This window comes from Bartonella sp. B30(2025) (genome assembly GCF_053793825.1).
In genome coordinates this window covers 678,597-701,107 of the sequence record NZ_CP200034.1, presented here as the reverse complement: position 1 = coordinate 701,107, position 22,511 = coordinate 678,597, and the positions used below count along the sequence as shown (strand labels likewise).

Sequence of the window (22,511 nt, the reverse complement as noted above, 5' to 3'; positions counted from 1 at the left end):
ATGGCAGAAACTAAAGATTTGGAAAATACATTAATTCTTGAAACAACAAAAGGCAGAGTTGTTATTGAGCTTTTTGCTGATTTAGCTCCTAATCATGTTGCACGTGTTAAAGAACTTGTGCGCGAGGGTGCTTATGATAATGTCGTTTTTCATCGCGTTATTGATGGCTTTATGGCTCAAACTGGTGACGTTCAATTTGGAAAAAAAGATGGAGAAAAGTTCAATTTATCACATGCTGGTATGGGAGGGTCAGACAAACCTGATTTAACAGCAGAATTTTCGAATCTTTCCCATAAACGTGGTACAGTTTCTATGGCTCGTAGTCAGAACCCAAATTCTGCTAATTCACAATTTTTTATCTGTTTTGCAGATGCTCCTTGGCTTAATCGTCAATATTCTATATGGGGGCAAGTCACTGAAGGTATGGAAAATGTCGACCAAATTAAGCGTGGTGAGCCTGTTTTAGATCCTGATGTAATCACCAAAGCAGCAATTGCTGCAGATATCCAATAATATGAAACATTAAAAAATAATTGTTTCTTAGAGCTGTTTTCAGTTTTGTTAAAACTGGTCTGAATTTTGTTTTTTATGCAAAAAACTTAGCTCTCAGTTACTTAAGCGTAATAAATTAGATTAAGACCAGTTTATTGAAATGAAAACATTATTTTTTTTTATGCTTTTTAAAAACAAAAATAACGAAATTAAAAAAAATTAAATGGACAGGAACGCTATTAATTTGGAATCCATAAAAAATTATTAGGTATGATGATCGAATTTTTTATTGATATCATTGTTTTCTTTTATGTGAAATTTTGTTTATATCTTGTATCATATTGTTCTAATATGTCATTAAAGTTGGATAACAAATTGTAAAACTCTGTTTGTTTGTGCAAAAAATGTAACAAAGTGATACGTTTCAATCTTTATTTGATTAAGAAGTCGCTAGATATAAAAAAATTTTACCTCACACATAAGTATAAAAGTCTTTTATCTGTAAAAGTGAAAGGTGTCTGTGATCGTGCTTATTCAAGCGTCAATATCCATTTGCTTAAGCATTTTTTGCAGTAAAAGCATGTTGAAATAAAGTTATTGTTATTGAAACATGGCCTTCGTAGTTATCGGACTCTGTAGTGAATGAGAGTAGTCCTCGTAAAGCATTTGGTTGTCGGATACTGCTGATGTTTTGATGAACTTGGATTATTGCTTTTACTGTAACAATGTCTTGATAATAAATACTTATTTAATTTGTTTTTTTGCGCTGATTATACAGTATTTAGCGAAGAGAAAATCAATTCATAAATTTATTACAGTTCTATTAAGAATAGGGTATGTCTTTGTCTTTTTATAGCAAGATGAATTTCTGGAATCAAAAAAGTGAAAGTTATGCTACAAAAATTTCATTATAGAAAAATTGCTCAAGATGGATATGCACGGCGAGGTGAAATTATAACGGGACGTGGACGTATTAGAACGCCTGCATTTATGCCTGTTGGGACGGCAGGTACTGTTAAAGCCATGTATATGGATCAGCTACGCACTCTTGGAGCAGATATTATTTTGGGCAATACTTATCATTTAATGTTGCGACCAGGTGCTGAGCGTGTTGCGCGTTTAGGAGGCTTACATAAATTTGCACGTTGGTCTGGTCCTATTTTAACAGATTCTGGTGGATTTCAAGTTATGTCTCTTGCGGGAATTCGTAAAATTACGGAGCAGGGGGTTGTTTTCCGTTCTTATATTAATGGAGCATATTATGACATGAGCCCAGAGCGCTCTATTGAAATTCAAGGGCTTCTTGGCTCAGATATTCAGATGCAGTTAGATCAATGTATTGCATTGCCTGCAAGTGAAAAGGATATAGAGGCTGCTATGGAGCTTTCATTGCGGTGGGCTCAGCGCTGTAAAACGGCTTTTGGAGATCAGCCAGATAAAGCTATGTTTGGCATTGTTCAAGGTGGTGATAATATGAAGCTACGTGAACGATCTACTCAAGCATTGAAAGAAATGGATTTGAAAGGCTACGCTATTGGAGGACTTGCTGTTGGTGAACCGCAAAGTGTTATGATAGATGTATTGGATGCCACCTGTTTGATGTTGCCAGAGGATAAGCCACGTTATCTTATGGGGGTAGGTACACCTGATGATATTTTAAAAAGTGTTGCTCGTGGTATTGATATGTTTGATTGTGTTTTGCCAACACGTGCAGGACGCCATGGTTTAGCTTTTACGCGCTTTGGTAAAATTAATTTACGTAATGCACGCTATGCAGAGGATCCATATCCTCTTGATCCACAGTCGCTTTGTCCTGCTGCATATGATTATAGTTGTGCCTATTTACATCATTTGATTAAATCTGGTGAATCTCTTGGTGGAATGTTATTAACATGGAATAATCTTTTTTATTATCAACAACTTATGCAAGGAATTCGTGATTCTATTGAAGCAGGATGTTATGCTGATTTTTGTGCTGAAACGAGCGCTTTATGGATGCAAGGACGCAAATTATAATGCATAGGATATTTTTTCATGTTGCTTCATTTACCATTTTTATTAAGATTTTTTATTATAAAACAAGAGTCTTAATAATGTTTTCTAAAAGCATAAAACTGCGCTGTCCTGAAAAATGGATGCGCAGCTTTATCAATGCATATTTTTTTGCTGTTGCATTCTTAAACAGAAATTATTACCTCGGTACGCGCTACCTGATCCGAAAGAAGACAGTTTTTTCTGTTTCTAATTATTATCATTTAAATCAACAATGTTAATGAGGAGTTAGTAAATCTTTAAATAAGTATGAAAATTGTACCTTTACGAAGTATTTTTTATTACTAATAATGAAATTTTATAAAATATGCCAAGGTAATTTATTCGTGAATAGAGTGGTTTTAAGTCGTTCATTGTTTAATTGGAGCTGTATAGGATTTGATGTAAAGATAAAAACTATTCTATCTCAGCTTATGTAAAAAGAGTTTACAGTAGGATGAAGATTGAAATGAAAGAACAGTTTAATATTATAAAATGTTGAGTTTATTTTTATTAGAGCAACATTTTAAGAATTTAAATGTCGTTGAGATTGCAACTATTGTATCTGTAAGAGAGTTTCAAACTTTGTCTATAAATATTATACTACTATAAAAATTTTTAAGATGTGGCTTTTCCCTATAAAAACCATGGATATAAAAATTCTCTTAGTCTATTTATGCATATCGTATTATAGACATCACGATTAAAGTATCGTTATAAAAAATAGAATAATGACAAACTTTCATAAAAAAAATGCTTTTTTGTCTTTTGAAATTGATTCTAAAACCCGACATTTGTCAATTTTTTCTCTTGCGGTAGGGGGCTTTGCTATTGGTACTGCTGAATTTGTTGCAATGGGTTTACAGCCAGAGATGGCACAAAGCTCATCTGTTGATATTCCAACAGCTGGTCAATATATTTCTGCATATGCGTTAGGCGTTGTTATTGGAGCACCTCTTTTAGCGATTGTAACAGCTAAATTATCACGTAAGATTGTTTTGATAGGATTGATGTTTTTTTATGCACTAGCAAATATTGCCAGCGCCTTTTTTTCTGATTTTAACATATTAGTAGTATTGCGGTTTATTAGTGGTCTTCCACATGGAATTTATTTTGGACTTGCAACTATAGTTGCATCTTCAATGGTAGAGATAAATGAACGTCCAAAAGCTGTTGGCAGTGTTATGCTTGGCTTAACAATTGCGACGGTTTTGGGAGCACCAAGTGCAACTTGGATTGGGCAGCTTGTTGGCTGGCAGATTGCCTTTGTTCTTGTAGGTATTATTGCGTTATTGTGTTGTTTTCTTATTTGGAAATTTTTACCTTCTGTTTTGAATGTTCCAAAAACAAATTTTCTACGTGAATTGAGTGCATTAAAGCATAAGCAAGTATGGTTACTCTTGGTGATGGTTGCGGTTGGTGCATCAGGATTATTTTCTATTTTTACTTATATTAAATCAACATTGATGCATGTTTCAGGCGTTTTGCTTGATTGGGTTCCATTTATTATGCCATTAATTGGATTGGGAATGGTTGTTGGTAACTTTTTGGGACCTAAATTGGCAGTTAAAGTTGGTATTTCGCCGATGATCTTTTTTTCTATGCTTTGGAGTGCAAGTGTTTTTTTCCTTTTTTTCTTTTTATCTTACACTCCACTAACAGCAGCATTAGGGTGCTTTCTCGTTGGGACCTCTTTTGCATCTATGCCTTCTATACAAACAAAAGTTATGGATGTTTCTGTGCATGGACAGATTTTTGCAGGTGCTTTAATGCAGTCCGCTTTTAATATTGCTAATGCTCTTGGGGCAGAATCTGGAGCTTGGGTTTTAAAATTAGGCTATAGTTATGAATATACCGCTATTTTAGGGGGTATTTTAACTCTATGTGGATTATTGCTTTTTTGTTTTTCATGGTACATAGAAAAACGTGATCAATGTTTAAAATTATGAATAAAAAGAGTCATTAGTTATTTGAATGTCCAGTTGGGTTTTTCAATATGCTGTGGGAAACACGTAGAGAAAACGGAATACCGAGACAAAATAAAAGACTGAGGAGTATTACAAGAAGGGCTTTTGCTGCAAAAATCATTCCAACTACTCCTCCAGGATTAAATAAACCAGCAAAATTCGTTATTATTCCTGCTAGTGTTGCGCTTAAAGCTGCTGAAAATAATTGCACAGAAGTGATGGATTCGCTAGCACGCAAAGCGTCTTGATCACTTGCACATTGTAGGATTCGGGTTAACAAATGCGGCCATGCTCTACCGGCACTAATTCCGATAGAAAATAATGCTAAACAGATGATGAAAGTATATTTAGATGTAGTAGTTTCTGTTGGGACAAGCCATAAAAGAATACTTATGCTAAAGAGGCTTAATATGGGAGAATATATAATAATGTTGCGAATTTTTTTTATCGATACACCAACACTTGATAAAGAACCACATGTCCAACCAAAACTTATTAACGCTGCCATATAACCAGCAATAAGAGGATTTTGTCTATGAAGGACTTGAAGAAAAAGTGGCAAGTAGAGCTCTATACTATAGGCTACTGTAGCTATAATGAGTATTAATGAATAAATAGAAAAAAACTCGGAAGAGAAGGAAAAGGTTTTATGCGGCAACATAGGATGAGGTGTGTATGTTTCAATTTTTGCTAAAACAACGAGGAGACTAAATCCGATAACTAATCCGCAAACTTGCGCAGCTGTAGTATTCAAAGTGCTGCTAACAGAAATGATAAAAATCAGTAAAACAAGTATACAAAGTTGTAAAAGAGGCAATGGAGATGTTGGCATATAATTTTTATTTTCTTTTGGTAATACTTTCAGTGCTATGAGTGAGAAGATTATTGCTAATGAGCCTACTATCCCAAAAGATGTTCTCCATACGCTATATTGTACAGACATGCCGCCGATAGCAGGTCCTAATAAAGTTGATACCCCCCACATTCCAGAAATAATGCTAAATGCGTATGGCCATAAAGACGGACTAAAAACAATACGCACCATAGAGTAAGAGAGAGATAACAAAGAACCGCTTCCGAAACCTTGGATAAAGCGTCCTATTAAAAAAAACAGTATATTTGAAGAAACACTACATATAAAGGAGCCAATAGCAAACGTAATTCCTGCTATGACATAAGCTTTACGAGGTCCTATTTTTTCTAATATTTTAGTTGAAAGTGAAGTACCAAGAAGCGAAGCTGTAATGAAAACAGTAGCTACCCAAGAATAATACAATTCAGCGCCAATATCCTTCATAAGAGAAGGCAAAATAGTGGTTACAATGTAAACGTTAACAGCGTGTAGTGCAACACCGCCCGTAAACGTTAAAGAACGAATACCATTTTCCCCCCGTAAAAGTGTAGACCAGTCCTGTTTCTTCACCATTTTTACTATGTAGTAGAGAATTGACTTTTTATATTTATAAAGCAGTTGTTTAAATTTTCCAAGGGCAGATCCAAAGCTCTTTTTTTGTAGAGCTTTGGAATTGAAATAATCCTATCAATTGATCATTGCTTTTTTGAGATTTTCATCGACTTTATCAAGGAATCCTGTTGTTGAGAGCCACTTTTGTTTCGGTCCAATCAAAAGAGCAAGATCTTTAGTCATAAAGCCTTCTTCAACCGTTTTAATACAAACTTTTTCCAATATTGTGACAAAGCTTTTTAATTGCTCATTGTTATCGAGTTTTGCACGATGTGCTAAACCACGCGTCCACGCAAAAATAGAGGCAATAGAATTTGTTGATGTTTCTTCGCCTTTTTGATGCTGACGGTAATGACGTGTTACTGTACCATGTGCAGCCTCTGCTTCAACAGTTTTGCCATCTGCTGTCATGAGAACAGAAGTCATGAGCCCAAGTGAACCAAAGCCTTGAGCAACGATATCTGATTGAACATCACCATCGTAATTTTTACATGCCCAGACATAACCACCAGACCATTTAAGTGCAGAAGCAACCATATCATCAATCAAGCGATGTTCATAATACAAGTTACATTTTTCAAATTCATCTTTAAATTCTGTATCAAATATTTCTTGAAAAATATCTTTAAAGCGTCCATCGTAAGCTTTTAAAATGGTGTTTTTTGTTGAAAGGTAGACAGGAACTTTTCTTTGTAGTCCATAATTAAAGGATGCACGAGCAAAATCACGGATTGATTCATCAAGATTATACATAGCCATAGCAATACCTGAACTTGGGGCATCAAAAACCTCATGTTCTATAACTTTATTGTCATCACCAACAAATTTAATAGTCAATTTTCCTTTACTAGGAAATTTAAAATCGGTTGCTTTATATTGATCACCAAAAGCATGACGTCCAATAATGATTGGTTTTGTCCAGTTAGAAACGAGGCGAGGAACATTCTTGCAGATAATAGGTTCGCGAAAAATTGTGCCTCCTAAGATATTGCGGATTGTACCATTGGGTGATTTCCACATTTTTTTTAGATTAAATTCTTTAACACGTGCTTCATCAGGAGTGATGGTTGCACATTTCACTCCAACCCCATATTGTTTAATCGCATTGGCAGCATCTATTGTTATTTGGTCATTGGTTGCATCACGATTTTCTATGGAAAGATCATAATATTTTAGGTCAATATCAAGATAGGGATAAATAAGTTTTTCTTTGATATGTTTCCAGATGATACGGGTCATTTCATCCCCGTCGATTTCAACAATGGGATTTTCTACTTTGATTTTTATCATTAGAAGTCCTTTTTTTTAGTGATATTATTTTCTACACCTTACATTTTCAAAATTCTCATGAAAAGTAAAAAACAGGAATGATAGTGGCGTATTCAAAGGTAATACTATTAAGATATATTTATCAATAGGATGTAAAACTGTTTCATTGAAAAAAAATTAAAATAAAGCTGTGTCACTTATGGTGAGATTATAGCAAGTCAATTATATGAAATGGAAATAGATATTAATGACGATGTAAAGTTTAAGCTACTTTTATAATTTGTAAGATTTTATTTAGTTATTTAGTAAAATTATAAATCTCTGGTCGTTTTTTTATCTAAAATTACAAAGTGTAAATATTCTCAACAAGCGCGTTTCTGTAACGCACGAATTCTAACTCATTATGAAATGATAAAAGAGATCAATCATACAGTAATTTTTATAATTTTTTATACAATACTAAAAAATTGAAAATAAAAATACTAAAAAAATAATAATCTGAATAGTTTTTAAAGATGGCAATAAGTTCATTTTTATTATGTCAATCAACTCCGCGTTTTGCGGGGCTTTTTTTATGGAGGGAAAAATATGCGAAAAATATCCAAAGAAGGGTTTGCACTCATTAAACAATGGGAAGATTTGCGCTTGCAATTTTATCAAGATGCTACCGGTTATGAACAATAAGTTATGGTCATACAAGTAACGCTGGAAAGCCTTTTGTGCGTAAAGATATGAGTATCGCTGAAAAAGTGGCAGAAGAGATTTTATTTCAAGATTTAAAACAATTTGAGAAGGCTGTTGATCAAGCAGTCGCTGTCTCTTTAACCGATGAGCAATTCGCAGCGTTAGTATCCTTTTGCTATAATGTAGGAATGAAAGCGTTTTGTAACTCTTTCAGGGCTTGGAGGCTTATTAGTGGGTAATGGTCCAGTTCAATGGGCATTCGCTGTTATTATGGGTTTAGCAGCATGTGCAGGTGTTGTTTTTGTTGCCAAACGTTTTCGTGAGCAACGTTTATGATCTGGCGGATAAAGAAAAATCTTATACTCATTGTAGCAGCTTTAGCTGCTTTTTTTATGGCTATAGCAAAAGCTTTTTACTTTGGAAAAAATTCTGAGCAGCAAAAGCAAACAAAGAAAGCTTTAGAAGCAGCAACAATACGACTTGAGGTGGAAAATGAGATTAACAAGAAAAGTGATGCTGATGTGCGTGCTGAGCTTTCTCGCTGGGTGCGTGATGAATGAACGTTCAACGTGTGTTGGCTGGATGCCAATTTACTTGGAAAAGCAAGATGTTACGGCAATTAGTTCTGGCTTAGCAAGGGATATTTTAAAGCATAATCAGCACGTATCCAACTACCATCGGCAATATCACTCTCTAAACCCGCTATAACATCTTTTAATTCTTCAGGAGTGAATTCTCTGTCTTCTTCTAAATTTGCGCTGGCACCTTCCAGCGACTCATTTTCTACATCGCCTTCTTGCATTGAAGAAGAGGCAACAGCCTTAAAATCACTGGGTTTCATAGTATTAATCTCCAGTTAGTAATCAATGCTGGATATAATTGATTTATATTTTGGTAAAATAATGTCTAAAGAAATGCTTCAAGAAATACTCATTTGTGCTAGAAGTTCAAAGTGCTCTCTGCTCTCGAGCCTATTATCCAAAATAAAATATAACTCAAAAAGTAAGTTTTTCATTGGCTATGCAATAACTTAATGATATTGCTTCTGGTGTGAAGGGGATAGTTACAATTGCGAATTCAAGATATTATTAGAAAAGGATAACTGTTCCTGAAAATATTGGCATGTTAAAAATTTTAATAATTTTTACAACATGACTTAGAAAAATTTTTCCCAAAAAAGGATATGCTTTATAAAGGCACGTTTTAAAAGCCTATTCCCTTACCTTTATTTACGTATCCCGCACCTGGAAAAAAATACACAAAATCAATAAGATATTTGTAACAAAAAACAACATGGTACGCCCAAGGGGAATCGAACCCCTGTTTCCGCCGTGAAAGGGCGATGTCCTAACCGCTAGACGATGGGCGCAAACCAATGATGAAGCTTATAGAGAGGATATTTCTACTTCGCAAGCCCTATGCGCATTTTTTTTTAAAAAAATTTGTTTTATTGAATTATTTTTGAAGATTCCTATATAGCCTTCATCCAGGTTATTTTCTTTTCTCAACTTTAATATCAAAAATACAATGAGATGAGTGGAGGAGAGTTTTAGTGCTAGCACAACAATAATTGGATGATATTTTTGATATTTTTGTTTGAGGAATCAGAGAATGATAAAATCAATATCTTTGATGTGGCGGATGTCTTTCTGTACTATTTTACTCGTTATTGCGGGATGTTTACATGATGAAAGTACAACTTCTCATATTGAAAGTTCTTCACTTACTCAGAGGTCTTTTGTGACAAAAGGAGACAATAGTGTAAATTATCCAATAGGACCAGCAGGTTCTACAAGGCAACAAAGAGTTATTAACAATTATACGAGAAGTGAGGAAAATGTAAAAACTTTTTCTCGAGAAAAGGACTCAAGTTCATCATTCTCAGTGAAAGTTAAAAGAGACGCACATAATGTTATTGGAGACATATTAAAGCAGATTGAAAATCAGTAGTTATTTTTTGCTTATACTCACCTCCATGTGATTAAGAGAGAAATTGCTGATCTAGTTCAATAAGATGTTTTTAAGAGAGTTTTGATTTTTTGCTCATTTATGTGTTGAGGAGTAATAATCATTTAAGAACTACTACGCAGTAAGCGCAGGTAAGCATGGGTGATGTAGACGAGTGATAACTATAATAATGTGCTGATTTTTAAATTGTTATCGATGGGAAGAATGTGACACAATCTTATTTTTATAGCACTGTAAGATTGTATGTAGGCAAATCAAGTATTTGTGATTTATATTTTGATCTAAATTGTATTTAGGGAAAAATAGTTTTCTGAAACGTAAAAACTTTTATACTGCAATAGCTTTTTTAATCATAATAGCAGCACAATTTTTATTAATTAAAAGATTGTACTACATTATGCAATAGTGCTAATTTATGCGAACCCTTATTTTTAAGAATATGGATAAGTATGTTTTTTAAGCTTTTGTTTGAATAAACAAATGTGTTGCAAATGAGCCTTTTTCCACATAAACGATTACGGTTCTATCTGCATTGATTGTTGATAAACATCATTTATGCTGGTTCTTACATAATTTAAAATATTTTTATCATTAAGATAAAGGATAGGCAGTCTGAGTAATGGCAGAAGCTTTAAAAGTTGGTATTGGAGGTCTTGGTACAGTTGGTATTTCTGTTTTTCAGACTTTACGTGAAAAAACAAATAGTTTGGCATGCCGATGTGGGCGTCCTATTCAAGTTGTTGCTGTTAGTGCACGTGATAAAGACCGTAATCGTGGAATTGATTTAAGCGGTGTAAAGTGGTTCGATTCACCTATGGAAATGGCGGTTTCTGATGAAATTGATGTTTTTGTTGAGTTAATTGGTGGTGAGTCAGATATTGTACATGAGTCTGTTAAGCGAGCAATTGAAGCTGGACATCACGTTGTTACTGCCAATAAAGCACTTCTTGCTCGACATGGGGTAGCACTTGCACTTAGTGCGGAAAAAAAGGGGGTTTTTTTAAATTTTGAAGCTGCTGTTGCAGGAGGAATTCCTGTTATCAAAGCAATGAAGGAATCTCTTTCTGGAAATCATGTATCGAGGGTTTATGGTATTTTAAATGGGACCTGCAATTATATACTAACACGTATGTTCATGGAAGGTCTTTCATTTGAAGATTGTTTAGCAGATGCGCAAAAACTTGGGTATGTTGAAGCTGATCCATCTTTTGATATTGGGGGTCATGATACTGCTCATAAACTTGCTTTATTAACAAGTTTAGCATTTGGAACTGCTATTTCATTGGACGATGTTTATATTGAAGGAATCAGGAATATTTCACAAATTGATGTTCGTGTAGCTGATGAACTGGGTTATCGGATTAAACTTTTAGGAGTTGCATTAAAAACCGATTCCGGAGTTGAGCAGCGCGTTCATCCAACAATGGTCCAAACATCATCTATGATTGCACAGATTCATGGTGTGACGAATGCTATTGCTATTCAAAGCGATTTATTGGGTGAGTTATTGTTTTCTGGTCCTGGTGCTGGAGGAGCAGCAACAGCATCGGCAGTTATTGGCGATTTGGCTTATATAGCAAAAGCGCGTCCTGGTTTTCAGTATGAATCTGTTTTTGGTGTATCGGCACTGACACTTAATCCTCACAAAAAAGCGTGTATTACTAATCATGCAGGTGATTATTTTATTCGTTTGAGTGTTTATGATCGCGCAGGTGTTTTTGCAGCTGTTGCAAGGCATATGGCTGATAATCATATTTCTTTAGAATCAATTGTCCAAAAGCCTTTTGTAGAAAACAAAATTTTTAAAACAATTATTTTAATAACGCATGAAACAACAGAAGTAAATATACGACAAGCACTTACAGCGATTGAAAAAGATGGTTATCTTGTTGCAAAGCCTCAGTTCATTCGTATCGAACGCGCATCTTAAAATCGATAATTGAATCGATTATTTTTCTATAGTAACAGGAAAAGATAGTAATCTTTTCTCTTGTGGGAAGCTTTTATCTTTGCAAAAATCTTTATTCTTAGTATTAAAAAGTTAGTGCTAAATGTTTTTGACTAATGTTTATTTGGTAGGATTTTTTATATGCCCGCAGCTCAGAAAATTTTAAATGGACTTGATCGTATTCTAACGCTTGAATTGGTGCGCGTGACTGAACGTGCTGCTGTTGCAGCTGCGCACTGGTGTGGGCGTGGTGATGAAAAGGCTGCAGATCAGGCCGCTGTGGATGCAATGCGCCAAGAGCTTAATCGTTTGCCTGTTGATGGTACTGTGGTGATTGGAGAAGGAGAACGTGATGAAGCTCCAATGCTTTATATTGGAGAAAAAGTAGGTCTTCAGAATGGATTGCCAGTTGACATCGCTTTGGATCCACTTGAGGGAACTACACTTTGCGCGAAAAACCTTTCTAATTCTTTAGCGGTGGTTGCAATTGCTGAAAAGGGTAATTTGCTTTATGCTCCTGATGTTTATATGGAAAAAATTGCTATTGGTCCTGGTTATCCAAAAGGTGTGATTGATATAGATGCTAATCCTGCTGATAATATTCACGCTCTTGCAAAAGCTAAAGGGGTAACTGTTAATAAGATTACGGCTTGTATTATGGATCGTCCGCGTCATACAAAATTGATTAATGAAGTACGTGCAACGGGTGCGTCAATTCGCTTAATTAGTGATGGTGATGTTGCTGCTGTTATTCATACCACAGATCCAGATGAAACAGGTATCGATATTTATATGGGTATTGGTGGAGCACCAGAAGGTGTATTAGCTGCTGCAGCTTTGCGTTGCATAGGTGGACAGATGCAAGGACGTTTAAAATTTGATACAGAAGAAAAAATTGCACGTGCAGCTAAAATGGGAATTGATGATCCTCATAAAGTTTATACAGTGGGAGAGATGGTAAAAGGTGATGTCTTGTTTTCCGCAACAGGTGTAACTGATGGCAATATGCTTTCCGGTGTTAAATTTACTCCTAGCTGCATTCAGACGGAAACTGTTGTGATGCGTTCACACACAAATACAATTCGTAACATTAAAGCACAACACAGAGATCTTTCAAAATTTGATTGATATTGTTTCACTATAAAAAATAGAGAAGATCACTTTGTGATTACTTCTCTATAGAGTATTTTTATGGGTATGTTTTAATATGTTTCTACATTGTTATGATAATTGAACAGAATATATCCAGCTATTTTTATCTACTGTGTTTCCTCTTTGTAAGTCAACGAGTTGTGTGCGGAGCTGTTCTGTAACTGTTCCAATCATTTCATTTCCAACAACAAACTCTCCATCTTTGTATTTGAAGCGACCAATTGGTGTAATAACAGCAGCAGTACCACACGCAAAAGCTTCTTTAAGATAACCATTTTGTGCATCTTTTTTTAGCGATTCAAAAGAATAAGGACGCTCTTCTATTGTTAAGTCCATTTGTTGCGCTAATTTTAAAATTGAAGAACGCGTTATTCCCGGAAGAATAGTGCCATTAAGAGGTGGGGTTACAAGCGTGTTATTCTCCATAATGAAGCATACATTCATGCCTCCTAACTCTTCAATCCATTTATGTTCAACCATATCCAGGAAGAGTACTTGGCTACAATTGTTTTGTGTTGCAATGTTTTGTGCAAGCAAACCTGCTGCATAATTTCCACCACATTTCGCAGCGCCTGTACCACCTGGACCAGCGCGGCTATAATCTGTTTCAACCCATACGCTAACCGATTTTTCTTTTCCTGAAAAATATGATTCAACTGGAGAGGCTATGATACAGAAAATATATTCTCGAGAAGGATGAACTTTTAAAACTTTTTCATTACCAAACATGAATGGACGTATGTAAAGGCTCATGCTGGGATGATTAGAAACCCATTTTTGATCAATTTTTACTAATTGATTAACTGCATCTAAAAAAATACTCTCTGGAAGTTCAGGCATGGCTAACCGTCGAGCTGATTCCATAAAACGTTGTGCATTCGCATTGGGGCGAAATAAAAGGATACGTCCATCTTTTGCACGATATGCTTTTAATCCTTCAAAAATTTCTTGCCCATAATGCAAAACAGTGCTTGCTGGACTTATTTCTAAAGATTTGTATTGAGAAATAACAGCATTATGCCATCCTTTTTCTTCGGTCCATTGAATAATCACCATGTGATCTGTAAAAAATTGACCAAATCCAGGATTTTGTAAAATTTGTTCACGCTTCTCGTCCGACAGGGGAGAAGGGTGGTTTTCTATCTTAAATGGAAGAGATAATGTGGAAGATTTCATAAATAAAACTTTCTAAGTTATGTATTAGCTTTATGTATATTTTGCTAAAAAGTAAAAGATAATTTTATTATAAGTGTTTTTAAAATAAGTTTATTAATGTTGCTTTTTTTGAATATGTTTTCATGAATTCTCGTTTATCAAATAATCTGGAACTTTTATAACTAATTATTGTTATCGCTAAATAAGAATTGAGATCGATTTTATGATATATCACTTGAGTACGGAAGGTAAGAAATTAAAAAGAGAATTTACTATGAATAAAAAAGAACATCACAAGCATGAACAACGTATAGTTGCAGACAAAACAGACCGTCAAAGATATCATTCGATTTGGAAAGGCATTCTTGTTGTTATGTTAGTACTCATTGTTATTTGGTTTGTTTTCGGTTTTTTAGGATTTTTTTTCTAAAAAATCATTAAAGTGACGCTAACTTATAAGACTATAAAATAAAACGAAATAATATTTTAAAAAGCTTTATATAAAACGCTTTCAATATTCTAATATTTTATAAAAGTATAATTATAACATTACTTTTATTTTATAAACAAAAATCCCAAATAATCCATAATTAATTCTATTCTAAAATAAATAATAGAGTTTATTAAAATTATATCATCGTTTATTTAGCGTGTGATAAAACAATCTCCTCCAAAATTTTTAATACTTTCACAAAGATTTACAGCTTCATTACGGTTTTGTGTCTGAATACGAACACGATAATAAGTTCCTTTTCCCGTTATAAAAGCAGATTGAATATTTAAAGGACGAGAACCAATAAGATATCCAAACTTATATTTTATATTTTGTAAAGAATTTTGAGCTAATGTATAGGTTGGTTGGGAAGCAACTTGCACGTAGTAAATTTCTAAATTTTTTGTTGTCGCTTGAGCCGATGAGGTTGAAAAAGCAGTAGTATGTGCCGGTACATTTGAATCAAATTTTGTATTTGAAGGAATTGGTATAACCGAATTTTTAAGTTTATTCTCAATATCGCGAATAGAATCTATATTTTCGTTCATTTCATCGGCATCAGCAACAGTACTATATTCCATCGTGTTGTTATTTATATCGGAAAACTCTTGAGAATCATAAGATTCATCTGTGTGTTGATCTGCAGTAGTTTTGTCAACTACGTCAAAATCATTAGTATGATCTGTGTTTTCATGGTATTCTGGATCCGGTGTAATTGTACCGTCTTGTTTTACAATAACAGTTTGTACTTCTCGTGTTGGAACAGTATGTTTGTTAGCTTCTATAACAACATCTTCAACATCAGTGTCATCAAAAAAATCAGGTACAATGTTTTCCGAATCTTGTTGATTTAATGATGCTAAATCTTTAGGTGTTTCAGAATTATCAATAAGGAATTGTTGTTCTGTTTCTTGCTTTTCATTTTGTCCAGTTGTTTGATTATAAACATCTAGATTATGATCAATGACATTCTCAGTTTCATCCGCTTCTGGCTTTAATTTAAAAGGCGTATTATCAGCATGGATAATAAATGGCTCTTCATTTTTTTGTGATGACATAAAGAAATGAGAATAACCCCAAAAAACGATTATGACCAATGTAAGAAAAGCAATACCTCGTGTAAAAACTTGACTTCCAACAAAGTTTTTTAAAGCAGGAGTCGCTAAAGCATTAACGGGTCGTTCATTTATCCTCTTTTTATATGGTGAAGCCTTGATAAAAGAAGGGGGGTAATAGCCCATATTGTCAGCAGAAAAAGAGTCAGCATTCTGTTCTTGAGTATTTGCATGCACATTTTCTGTTGAATGTTGCATAGTTTTATGAAAAATTTCATTTTGTTTTTGTTGCGAAAAACTTTGCTCTGAAGCATTGCCTACACTAAAAACATCAGCAAATTCTTCTTTAAGGTTATCAACAGGTGCATCATATTTTGGAGCGGTGTAGGGAACTTCTGGAACTATGATAGTTCCAGTTTTTTCCACTGTTTCTTCTTCAAATTTATAAGTATCGACACTAGGAGGATAACTATCTCTACGGGTGTGGTCATCGGCGGAGAAATTATTCGCTTGTGTATTATTAAAATTATTTTGAGTATATAAAAACTCTCTTTCATTATTTTGATGCGAAAGATTATCTATGTTATTATTATGTTGTCCTTGAAGATCATTATATTCTGGATTTCTTGCATCATTCGTTTCTCGTTTTGAAAATCTTTCTTCAGAAAATTGAGAATAATCAGTAGCATGATCTCTACTTAAATTTGCTTCATCTGTTTGAATCTCATGTTGGTTACTTATGGAAGTTCTGTAAAGACTTTGGTGATCATCATACTGTTGTGATACATTCTGAGTATTTTGTTGTGGCGTAACTGCTTGTGAAAAAAATTGGCTTTGTTCATGAAATTTTGCAGAAGTAACAGTGTTACTATTTTGTACATTAGGCTCCTCAAAAAGCACGTTCTCTGATTGTGAATTAAAATCATCTTTTTTAAATAAAGGATCAAAGCGAGGCGATGTTGTTTCATTTTGAGGTTGTTGATTTTTTTGAATAGGTAATGGAGAAAGCGAATCTAAAATTTGCTCTTCATCATGATCTGCAAGATTGGAATGTACTTTCTCAGATAAAAAACTATTTTGTTCTTGGATGTTAAAAACATAAGTTGATGCAACATTTTTTAAAGATGCTTCATCGTTATTTGCGCGTAAATCCCATTGTTTATTTTGATCATCAATATTTTGATTATCAAACGGAATATTAGCAGCTAAATTACTTTCGAGTTCCTCTTCTAAAAAAGATAAATCAAAATCTTGATCTTGAAATGAATCTTGAGGAATTTGATGTACAGATTGGTCAGGCTGTAATGAAGATGGATTATCTTTATTTTTACTTTGTGTATTCGAATTAAAAATTCGCGTAAGTCTTTCTACAGGATCATATAATTCATCATCCTGATTTTGTTTTATTTCTTGAGGATTTTTGCGATCGTTATCGCTCATAACTTTTCTCACATCATGCTTTGCATTTAAATAGGCAATTATTTAATTTTAGTTTATTATATTTCTACGAAATATATACAAAAAAAATCAATAACATCTTCATTTTATTGATTTATAGAACTTTTTCAACGCATTTCTTCTGGTGCCTTTATTCCGACAATTGCAAGTCCTGAAAGTAAAACGTTCATTACAGCTTGTATTAATCCTAATCTAGCAAATGATAATTCTTTATCATTAGGCTTAATAAAGCGTAAATTAGAATTATCACTTCCTTTATTCCAATGCGAATGAAAGATTGAAGCAAGATCATAAAGGTAAAACGCTAATCGGTGTGGTTCTTGATGAATCACGGCTTGTTCAATGATACGTGGATATTCTGCAAGTTTGCGTATTAAGAGGATTTCATTGTCATCTATTAATCGATCAAGATATGTAATCATTACATCGTTTGAAAAGTTTTCAATCAGAAAAACTTCTTTTGCTTGACGAAAAACTGAATGACAACGTGCACTTGCATATTGTACATAAAAAATAGGATTATCCTTTGATTGTTCTGTTACTTTTGAGAAATCAAAATCAAGAGGTGCTTCACATTTACGGTAAAGCATCATAAAGCGCACTGGATCGGGGCCAACTTCTTCCACAACATCACGCAAAGTGATAAAGGAACCAGCTCTTTTTGACATACGTACAGGTTGACCGTTTCGAAAAAGTTTTACCAGTTGACATAAAAAGACACTTAATTTGGCTTTATCTCCAGAAATTGCTTTTGCTACTGCTTCTAGCCGCTTTACGTATCCAGCGTGATCCGCACCTAAAATATAAATCATTTCATCGAAATGACGGTTAAATTTATTATGAAAATAAGCAATATCGGCAGCAAAATAAGTGTAAGAACCGTCAGATTTAACTAAAACACGATCTTGATCATCTCCAATATGAGTTGAACGGAACAAAGTTTGTTCATTTGGTTCCCAATCTTCTGTATTTTGTCCTTTTGGTGGTGGTAACTTTCCCTTATAAATATAACCATTTAAAGTCAGTTCATTAATCGTATTACGTATAGCTTTTGCATTATCTTCATAAAGTGTTTTTTCAGAAAAAAAGACATCATGATAAATATTAAGAGAAGCAAGATCTTTTCGAATTATGGACATCATTGCGTCAATTGCACGCTTTTTTACTATAGATAAAGCTTCATTTTTATCCATAACGAGTAATTGATCACCGAATTCTTGGGCAAGTGATTGACCTAATGGTATCAAATATTCACCAGGATACAAGCCCTCCGGAATCTCATTAATTTTTTGCCCAAGAGCTTCTCTATAGCGCAACAATACAGAATGGGCCAGTACCTCAATTTGATTACCAGCATCGTTGATATAGTATTCTTTCGTAACATTATAACCAACAAATTGTAATAAATTAGCAAAAACATCCCCAACAACAGCACCTCTACAGTGTCCAACATGCATTGGACCCGTCGGATTTGCGGAGACATATTCAACATTAACATGTTTTCCCTGTCCTATAGGGGTATGACCATAAGAGGTGCCAAGCTCAAGCATGGATTTGATTGCATTTTGCCAAAATGATTTTGTAAGCCTGATGTTGATAAATCCAGGACCAGCAACCTCAATATTTTCAATAAAGGAATCATTTTTTAAAAAATCTATAATTCTTTCTGCAAGTGTACGCGGATTCAATCCAACAGATTTTGCAAGCACCATAGCTGCATTGGTTGATAAATCGCCATGTGAAGAATCGCGCGGAGGATCAACAGTAATTTTTGATAAATCTAAATCCTCTCCATTTTTTCCTTTTATATCAGATAATTTGAGTAACTTTTTAATTTTTTTCTCGAAGTCTTTAAAAACATTCATACCTAATTTCCAATAATATATTCAAAATCAATTAAACAAAATTATCTGTATGGTCAAATAAACGACGATGTTCGCGTAAAGCGTAGTGGTCAGTCATACCTGAAAGAAAATCAGCAATGAGACGTGCTAATTCTTGATTTGTTAAGTGAGTTGTTTTGATATGCCAGTTTTCAGGCATGAGATCAGGATTTTTATAATAACAGTCAAATAAGTTTTCTACAATATTTTTTGCCGCATTGCGACGACTGAGAACTTGGTCATGAAAATAGAGATTTCTAAACAGAAAATCTTTCAGTTCTTTTTCGTAGATCGCTATTGTGGGTGAAAATGTAATAATAGTTTGTCCTGCTTTATGTACGTCATCTATACTTGTTGGTTTGAGATATGCTAAATTTTTTTGCGATTGTTTAATAACGTCTTCAACCATAATTGTGATTTGCCTACGCACCAATTGGTAGCCGAGTCGCGTTATATCAAGTTTTGGATGTTCTTGTTTTATGTCTTTTAATAGTAATGCAGTTAGCGAAACTTGTTCAAACTGGTCAATAGTTAAAAAGTTTGAGCGTAAACCATCATCAATATCGTGAGCATTATAAGCAATATCATCAGCAATAGCAGCACATTGAGCTTCAAGTCCTGCAAAGCATTCAAGTTCAAGGTTATGTTTTTCATTATACTGCAGAATATCGAGAGGAACATTTTTTCCATGAGCATAAGGGCCCAAAAGAGGACCATTATGTTTTACAAGTCCCTCAAGTGTTTCCCAAGTAAGGTTAAGTCCATCAAAGTTTGCATAACGCTGTTCCAGCTTTGTAACAATACGTAACGCTTGTGCATTATGATCAAAGCCGCCGTAATCAGCCATTATTTCATTTAGAGCGTCTTCTCCGGCATGGCCAAAAGGTGTATGTCCAAAGTCGTGAACCAGAGCAATGGCTTCGGCAAGATCTTCATCAAGACGTAGCGCGCGGGCTAATGTTCGCGCAATTTGAGAAACTTCTATCGAATGTGTAAGTCGTGTGCGATAATGATCGCTTTCATCTGCAATAAAAACTTGTGTTTTATGTTTCAGACGTCGAAATGCATTAGAGTGAATAATACGATCTCTGTCTCGTTGAAAAGGTGATCGCGTGGCACTCTCAATTTCGGAAAATAATCTTCCACGGCTTGTTTGGGGATGAGCACTATAAACTTCTCGAGACCAATTGTTGATATTATTCCTTATCTCCATTGCAAGTCATCCATTTTTACCCTAAATTTAAATTAGTTTATTCTTAATCAACTTTTATTTGCTTTGGATACCTTTTCTTGACAGTTTAATGCAAGGATACATAAAAAATGAGTGTGGATATTTCAGATTGTGCTGCCAAGCAGATTGCACGGATACTTTCAAATGAACCAGATAAGATAGGGTTACGCATTTCTGTTGAAGGTGGGGGATGCTCTGGTTTTTCTTATAAATATAATTTAGTTTCTGAAAGTAAAGAAGATGATCTAGTGCTTCAAAAAGACGGAGCAACTGTTTTGATCGATTCAGTATCTCTTCCTTTTATGGATGGAGCCCAAATTGATTTTGTTGATGATCTTATAGGAAAATCTTTTCAAATTCATAATCCTAATGCTGTTTCATCTTGCGGTTGCGGTGTAAGTTTTTCAATTTAGATTAGTAGCTTCGTGATATTGTTTCTTGTAAAGCATATTATTTTATTCAATAATGCTAGAATGTTTTTTTTCATAAAAATATTCTGTCGGTCTTTGTGGCTATACGTGGCCTGTATCTCATTAATTGGGAGTAGTTATGCTTTTTCTGAAAAAGAGATAAAGCAAGATCATCAACAAAAACCACTAAAAAGTTTTATTATACGATCTCAAGAACGTGAAAAAGAAGATGTATTTTCTCAACCTAAACTAACGTTACATGCTCGATTAACTAACAGCGGCGAAAATATTACAAAAGGACTTATATGGCGTATTTATGCACCTATTATAGGAACCGATAATCAAATACCACTGATAGCGACTTTTGAGGGTGGCAGCGCACAGTTTGATTTAAAACCTGGCAATTATCTCGTTCATGTTTCCTTTGGTCATGCGACTGCTGTGCAGCGTATAAACTTAGAAAATGGGCAAAATCTTATCAAGAATTTTATTCTTGATGCTGGAGGTGTTATTTTAGATGCTACATTGCTTAATGGTACAATAAACAAAAAAGATTTACTTTTTACTATATATGAAGATGCTAAAGAAAATGATGATACTGGTGTTGTTTTATCAAATGTTAAGCCGCAATCAATTGTACGCTTAAAAGCTGGTCGTTATCATGTTGTTTCTTATTATGGTTCCATTAATGCTGTTGTTCGTTCGGATATACAAGTTGATGCAGGTAAAATTACTGAAGTAGCCCTTGAACATCAAGCTGCTCAAATTGTCTTAAAATTAGTACGCAAAGAAGGAGGAGAGGCATTAGCAGATACAAGATGGTCCATTATCAATGATGCTGGTGATATAGTCTACGAAACGGTTGGTGCTTACGTTTCGCTCGTGTTGTCTGAAGGCGATTATATTGCAATTGCCAAAAATAAAGATCAAATTTATCAAAAAGTTTTTTCTGTTGTTTCTGGTGATGATAAAGATGTAAGTGTTGTGGAAAGTATGTAAAATATTGACAAAAAAGCAATTTAAAGATTTTTTTTGGAAACGGGGATAAAATTTAGTCATGGAATTTTCAACAGTAAGTGTTTTTTTTGCTGGTGCATTGTCTTTTTTATCACCATGTGTTTTGCCATTAGTTCCTCCTTATTTGTGCTACATGGCGGGAATTGGAATTGATGATTTTCGTTCCAAAGAACATCAGGGAAAATTGTCTATACGTTTAGCCCTTTTATCTTCTGTTGTTGCTTTTATTCTTGGTTTTACAACTGTTTTCATTGCTTTAGGTGCTAGTGCAAGTACAGTTGGCAGATTTATCGGTTATTATCGTGATTGGTTTGCTATTATTGCTGGAATTGTTATCATTATTTTTGGTCTAAATTTTTTAGGTCTTTTAAATGTTGCTTTTCTATTTCGTGATGTGCGTTTTCACCCACACAAGATTTCTACTGGACCTTTAGGAGCGTATGTTATTGGTTTAGCTTTCGCCTTTGGATGGACACCATGTATTGGTCCAATTTTAGGTCCTGTTATAACGCTTGCTGGAACAAAAGAAACTGTAGGTGAGGGGGGCTTTCTTTTAGGCGTTTACGCATTAGGGCTTGGAGTGCCTTTTATTTTGGCAGCTTTATTTTCGAGCAGTTTTATGAAATTTTTCGGAATTTTTCGGAAACATTTAGGAAAAATTGAGAAAGTTATTGGTATTCTTTTGGTTATTACAGGAATTTTATTTTTAACAGGCGCTATGCAAAATTTTTCATTTTGGCTTTTGGAAAATTACCCTTCATTGGGTGATGTTGAAGCTATTAGTTGGCATGATGTTGTGAATTTTTTTGGCTTTGTTCGTTAAATTTATGTGT

At 34.3% G+C, this 22,511-nt stretch carries 18 protein-coding genes, 1 tRNA gene and 1 pseudogene; 12 read left to right on the top strand and 8 right to left on the bottom strand.

All coding sequences use genetic code 11. The annotated features are described in order from the left end of the window. The 3 genes from V4P55_RS02905 (at nt 1) to V4P55_RS02895 (ending at nt 4,472) form a co-directional block, all read left to right on the top strand. A complete protein-coding gene (locus V4P55_RS02905; protein WP_455474934.1) occupies nt 1–513 on the top strand; it encodes a peptidylprolyl isomerase in 513 nt (170 codons plus the stop codon). Nucleotides 514–1,383: 870 nt separating this feature from the next. Continuing rightward, nucleotides 1,384–2,508, top strand: a complete 1,125-nt coding sequence (tgt, locus tag V4P55_RS02900; RefSeq protein WP_455474933.1) for a tRNA guanosine(34) transglycosylase Tgt — start codon at nt 1,384–1,386, stop codon at nt 2,506–2,508. A gap of 746 nt (nt 2,509–3,254) precedes the next feature. Beyond that, nucleotides 3,255–4,472 (top strand): MFS transporter, encoded by a 1,218-nt coding sequence (locus tag V4P55_RS02895; protein ID WP_455474932.1) that lies wholly within the window; start codon nt 3,255–3,257, stop codon nt 4,470–4,472. A gap of 13 nt (nt 4,473–4,485) precedes the next feature. Here the strand turns inward: V4P55_RS02895 and V4P55_RS02890 are convergent, their stop codons facing one another. Beyond that, nucleotides 4,486–5,913 carry an MFS transporter gene (locus V4P55_RS02890; RefSeq protein WP_455475112.1) on the bottom strand — a complete coding sequence of 476 codons (1,428 nt, stop codon included), beginning with the start codon at nt 5,911–5,913 and terminating at the stop codon, nt 4,486–4,488. 117 nt (nt 5,914–6,030) lie between these two features. Further along, complete coding sequence (locus V4P55_RS02885; RefSeq protein WP_455474931.1) at nt 6,031–7,245, bottom strand: NADP-dependent isocitrate dehydrogenase; 1,215 nt, start codon at nt 7,243–7,245, stop codon at nt 6,031–6,033. Between the two features lie 567 nt (nt 7,246–7,812). Here V4P55_RS02885 and V4P55_RS02880 point away from each other — a divergent pair. Then, a pseudogene (locus V4P55_RS02880) lies at nt 7,813–8,244 on the top strand (lysozyme). Next, entirely contained in the window at nt 8,241–8,468 is a 228-nt protein-coding gene (locus V4P55_RS02875; protein ID WP_455474930.1) for a hypothetical protein, read from the top strand. The pseudogene V4P55_RS02880 and the gene V4P55_RS02875 overlap by 4 nt, the downstream one beginning before the upstream one ends. 59 nt (nt 8,469–8,527) lie before the next feature. Here the strand turns inward: V4P55_RS02875 and V4P55_RS02870 are convergent, their stop codons facing one another. Together V4P55_RS02870 and V4P55_RS02865 are read right to left on the bottom strand one after the other, a co-directional pair. After that, entirely contained in the window at nt 8,528–8,749 is a 222-nt protein-coding gene (locus tag V4P55_RS02870; protein ID WP_455474929.1) for a hypothetical protein, read from the bottom strand. A 453-nt stretch (nt 8,750–9,202) separates the two neighbouring features. Beyond that, nucleotides 9,203–9,277 (bottom strand) — tRNA-Glu (locus V4P55_RS02865). Nucleotides 9,278–9,519: 242 nt separating this feature from the next. Here V4P55_RS02865 and V4P55_RS02860 point away from each other — a divergent pair. The 3 genes from V4P55_RS02860 (at nt 9,520) to glpX (ending at nt 12,952) form a co-directional block, all read left to right on the top strand. Beyond that, nucleotides 9,520–9,858 (top strand): hypothetical protein, encoded by a 339-nt coding sequence (locus V4P55_RS02860; RefSeq protein ID WP_455474928.1) that lies wholly within the window; start codon nt 9,520–9,522, stop codon nt 9,856–9,858. A gap of 637 nt (nt 9,859–10,495) precedes the next feature. Beyond that, nucleotides 10,496–11,806 (top strand): homoserine dehydrogenase, encoded by a 1,311-nt coding sequence (locus tag V4P55_RS02855; protein ID WP_455474927.1) that lies wholly within the window; start codon nt 10,496–10,498, stop codon nt 11,804–11,806. Nucleotides 11,807–11,965: 159 nt separating this feature from the next. Then, entirely contained in the window at nt 11,966–12,952 is a 987-nt protein-coding gene (gene glpX / locus V4P55_RS02850; RefSeq protein WP_455474926.1) for a class II fructose-bisphosphatase, read from the top strand. 93 nt (nt 12,953–13,045) lie between these two features. Here glpX and V4P55_RS02845 read toward each other — a convergent pair whose 3' ends face one another. Then, nucleotides 13,046–14,152: a branched-chain amino acid aminotransferase gene (locus tag V4P55_RS02845; protein WP_455474925.1), complete on the bottom strand. Its 1,107-nt coding sequence runs from the start codon at nt 14,150–14,152 to the stop codon at nt 13,046–13,048. A gap of 202 nt (nt 14,153–14,354) precedes the next feature. On the opposite strand from V4P55_RS02845, the gene V4P55_RS02840 reads away from it, so the two are divergent. Further along, nucleotides 14,355–14,561, top strand: a complete 207-nt coding sequence (locus V4P55_RS02840; protein ID WP_455474924.1) for a hypothetical protein — start codon at nt 14,355–14,357, stop codon at nt 14,559–14,561. A gap of 215 nt (nt 14,562–14,776) precedes the next feature. Here the strand turns inward: V4P55_RS02840 and V4P55_RS02835 are convergent, their stop codons facing one another. The 3 genes from V4P55_RS02835 to V4P55_RS02825 all read right to left on the bottom strand — a co-directional run bounded on the left by V4P55_RS02835 (nt 14,777) and on the right by V4P55_RS02825 (nt 20,233). Beyond that, complete coding sequence (locus V4P55_RS02835; protein WP_455474923.1) at nt 14,777–17,119, bottom strand: SPOR domain-containing protein; 2,343 nt, start codon at nt 17,117–17,119, stop codon at nt 14,777–14,779. 125 nt (nt 17,120–17,244) lie between these two features. Further along, complete coding sequence (argS, locus tag V4P55_RS02830; RefSeq protein WP_455474922.1) at nt 17,245–19,002, bottom strand: arginine--tRNA ligase; 1,758 nt, start codon at nt 19,000–19,002, stop codon at nt 17,245–17,247. A 31-nt stretch (nt 19,003–19,033) separates the two neighbouring features. Further along, a complete protein-coding gene (locus V4P55_RS02825; RefSeq protein ID WP_455474921.1) occupies nt 19,034–20,233 on the bottom strand; it encodes a deoxyguanosinetriphosphate triphosphohydrolase in 1,200 nt (399 codons plus the stop codon). Between the two features lie 107 nt (nt 20,234–20,340). Here V4P55_RS02825 and V4P55_RS02820 point away from each other — a divergent pair, with 107 nt between their 5' ends. The 3 genes from V4P55_RS02820 to V4P55_RS02810 are packed head-to-tail and all read left to right on the top strand — an operon-like array spanning nt 20,341 to nt 22,501. Beyond that, nucleotides 20,341–20,664, top strand: a complete 324-nt coding sequence (locus tag V4P55_RS02820; RefSeq protein ID WP_455474920.1) for a HesB/IscA family protein — start codon at nt 20,341–20,343, stop codon at nt 20,662–20,664. 60 nt (nt 20,665–20,724) lie between these two features. Further along, nucleotides 20,725–21,660, top strand: a complete 936-nt coding sequence (locus V4P55_RS02815) for a carboxypeptidase regulatory-like domain-containing protein (protein ID WP_455474919.1) — start codon at nt 20,725–20,727, stop codon at nt 21,658–21,660. 58 nt (nt 21,661–21,718) lie between these two features. Beyond that, complete coding sequence (locus V4P55_RS02810; RefSeq protein ID WP_455474918.1) at nt 21,719–22,501, top strand: cytochrome c biogenesis CcdA family protein; 783 nt, start codon at nt 21,719–21,721, stop codon at nt 22,499–22,501. The last annotated feature ends 10 nt before the right edge of the window (nt 22,502–22,511 follow it).

Bases quoted from the DNA above. Each gene is read 5' to 3' on its own strand.
- V4P55_RS02815 (WP_455474919.1), top strand. From the start codon at position 20,725: ATGTTTTTTTTCATAAAAATATTCTGTCGGTCTTTGTGGCTATACGTG.
- V4P55_RS02875 (WP_455474930.1), top strand. From the start codon at position 8,241: ATGATCTGGCGGATAAAGAAAAATCTTATACTCATTGTAGCAGCTTTA.
- V4P55_RS02835 (WP_455474923.1), bottom strand. From the start codon at position 17,119: ATGAGCGATAACGATCGCAAAAATCCTCAAGAAATAAAACAAAATCAG.
- argS (WP_455474922.1), bottom strand. From the start codon at position 19,002: ATGAATGTTTTTAAAGACTTCGAGAAAAAAATTAAAAAGTTACTCAAA.
- V4P55_RS02855 (WP_455474927.1), top strand. From the start codon at position 10,496: ATGGCAGAAGCTTTAAAAGTTGGTATTGGAGGTCTTGGTACAGTTGGT.
- V4P55_RS02860 (WP_455474928.1), top strand. From the start codon at position 9,520: ATGATAAAATCAATATCTTTGATGTGGCGGATGTCTTTCTGTACTATT.
- V4P55_RS02905 (WP_455474934.1), top strand. From the start codon at position 1: ATGGCAGAAACTAAAGATTTGGAAAATACATTAATTCTTGAAACAACA.
- tgt (WP_455474933.1), top strand. From the start codon at position 1,384: ATGCTACAAAAATTTCATTATAGAAAAATTGCTCAAGATGGATATGCA.
- V4P55_RS02840 (WP_455474924.1), top strand. From the start codon at position 14,355: ATGATATATCACTTGAGTACGGAAGGTAAGAAATTAAAAAGAGAATTT.
- glpX (WP_455474926.1), top strand. From the start codon at position 11,966: ATGCCCGCAGCTCAGAAAATTTTAAATGGACTTGATCGTATTCTAACG.
- V4P55_RS02810 (WP_455474918.1), top strand. From the start codon at position 21,719: ATGGAATTTTCAACAGTAAGTGTTTTTTTTGCTGGTGCATTGTCTTTT.
- V4P55_RS02820 (WP_455474920.1), top strand. From the start codon at position 20,341: ATGAGTGTGGATATTTCAGATTGTGCTGCCAAGCAGATTGCACGGATA.
- V4P55_RS02870 (WP_455474929.1), bottom strand. From the start codon at position 8,749: ATGAAACCCAGTGATTTTAAGGCTGTTGCCTCTTCTTCAATGCAAGAA.
- V4P55_RS02885 (WP_455474931.1), bottom strand. From the start codon at position 7,245: ATGATAAAAATCAAAGTAGAAAATCCCATTGTTGAAATCGACGGGGAT.
- V4P55_RS02825 (WP_455474921.1), bottom strand. From the start codon at position 20,233: ATGGAGATAAGGAATAATATCAACAATTGGTCTCGAGAAGTTTATAGT.
- V4P55_RS02845 (WP_455474925.1), bottom strand. From the start codon at position 14,152: ATGAAATCTTCCACATTATCTCTTCCATTTAAGATAGAAAACCACCCT.
- V4P55_RS02895 (WP_455474932.1), top strand. From the start codon at position 3,255: ATGACAAACTTTCATAAAAAAAATGCTTTTTTGTCTTTTGAAATTGAT.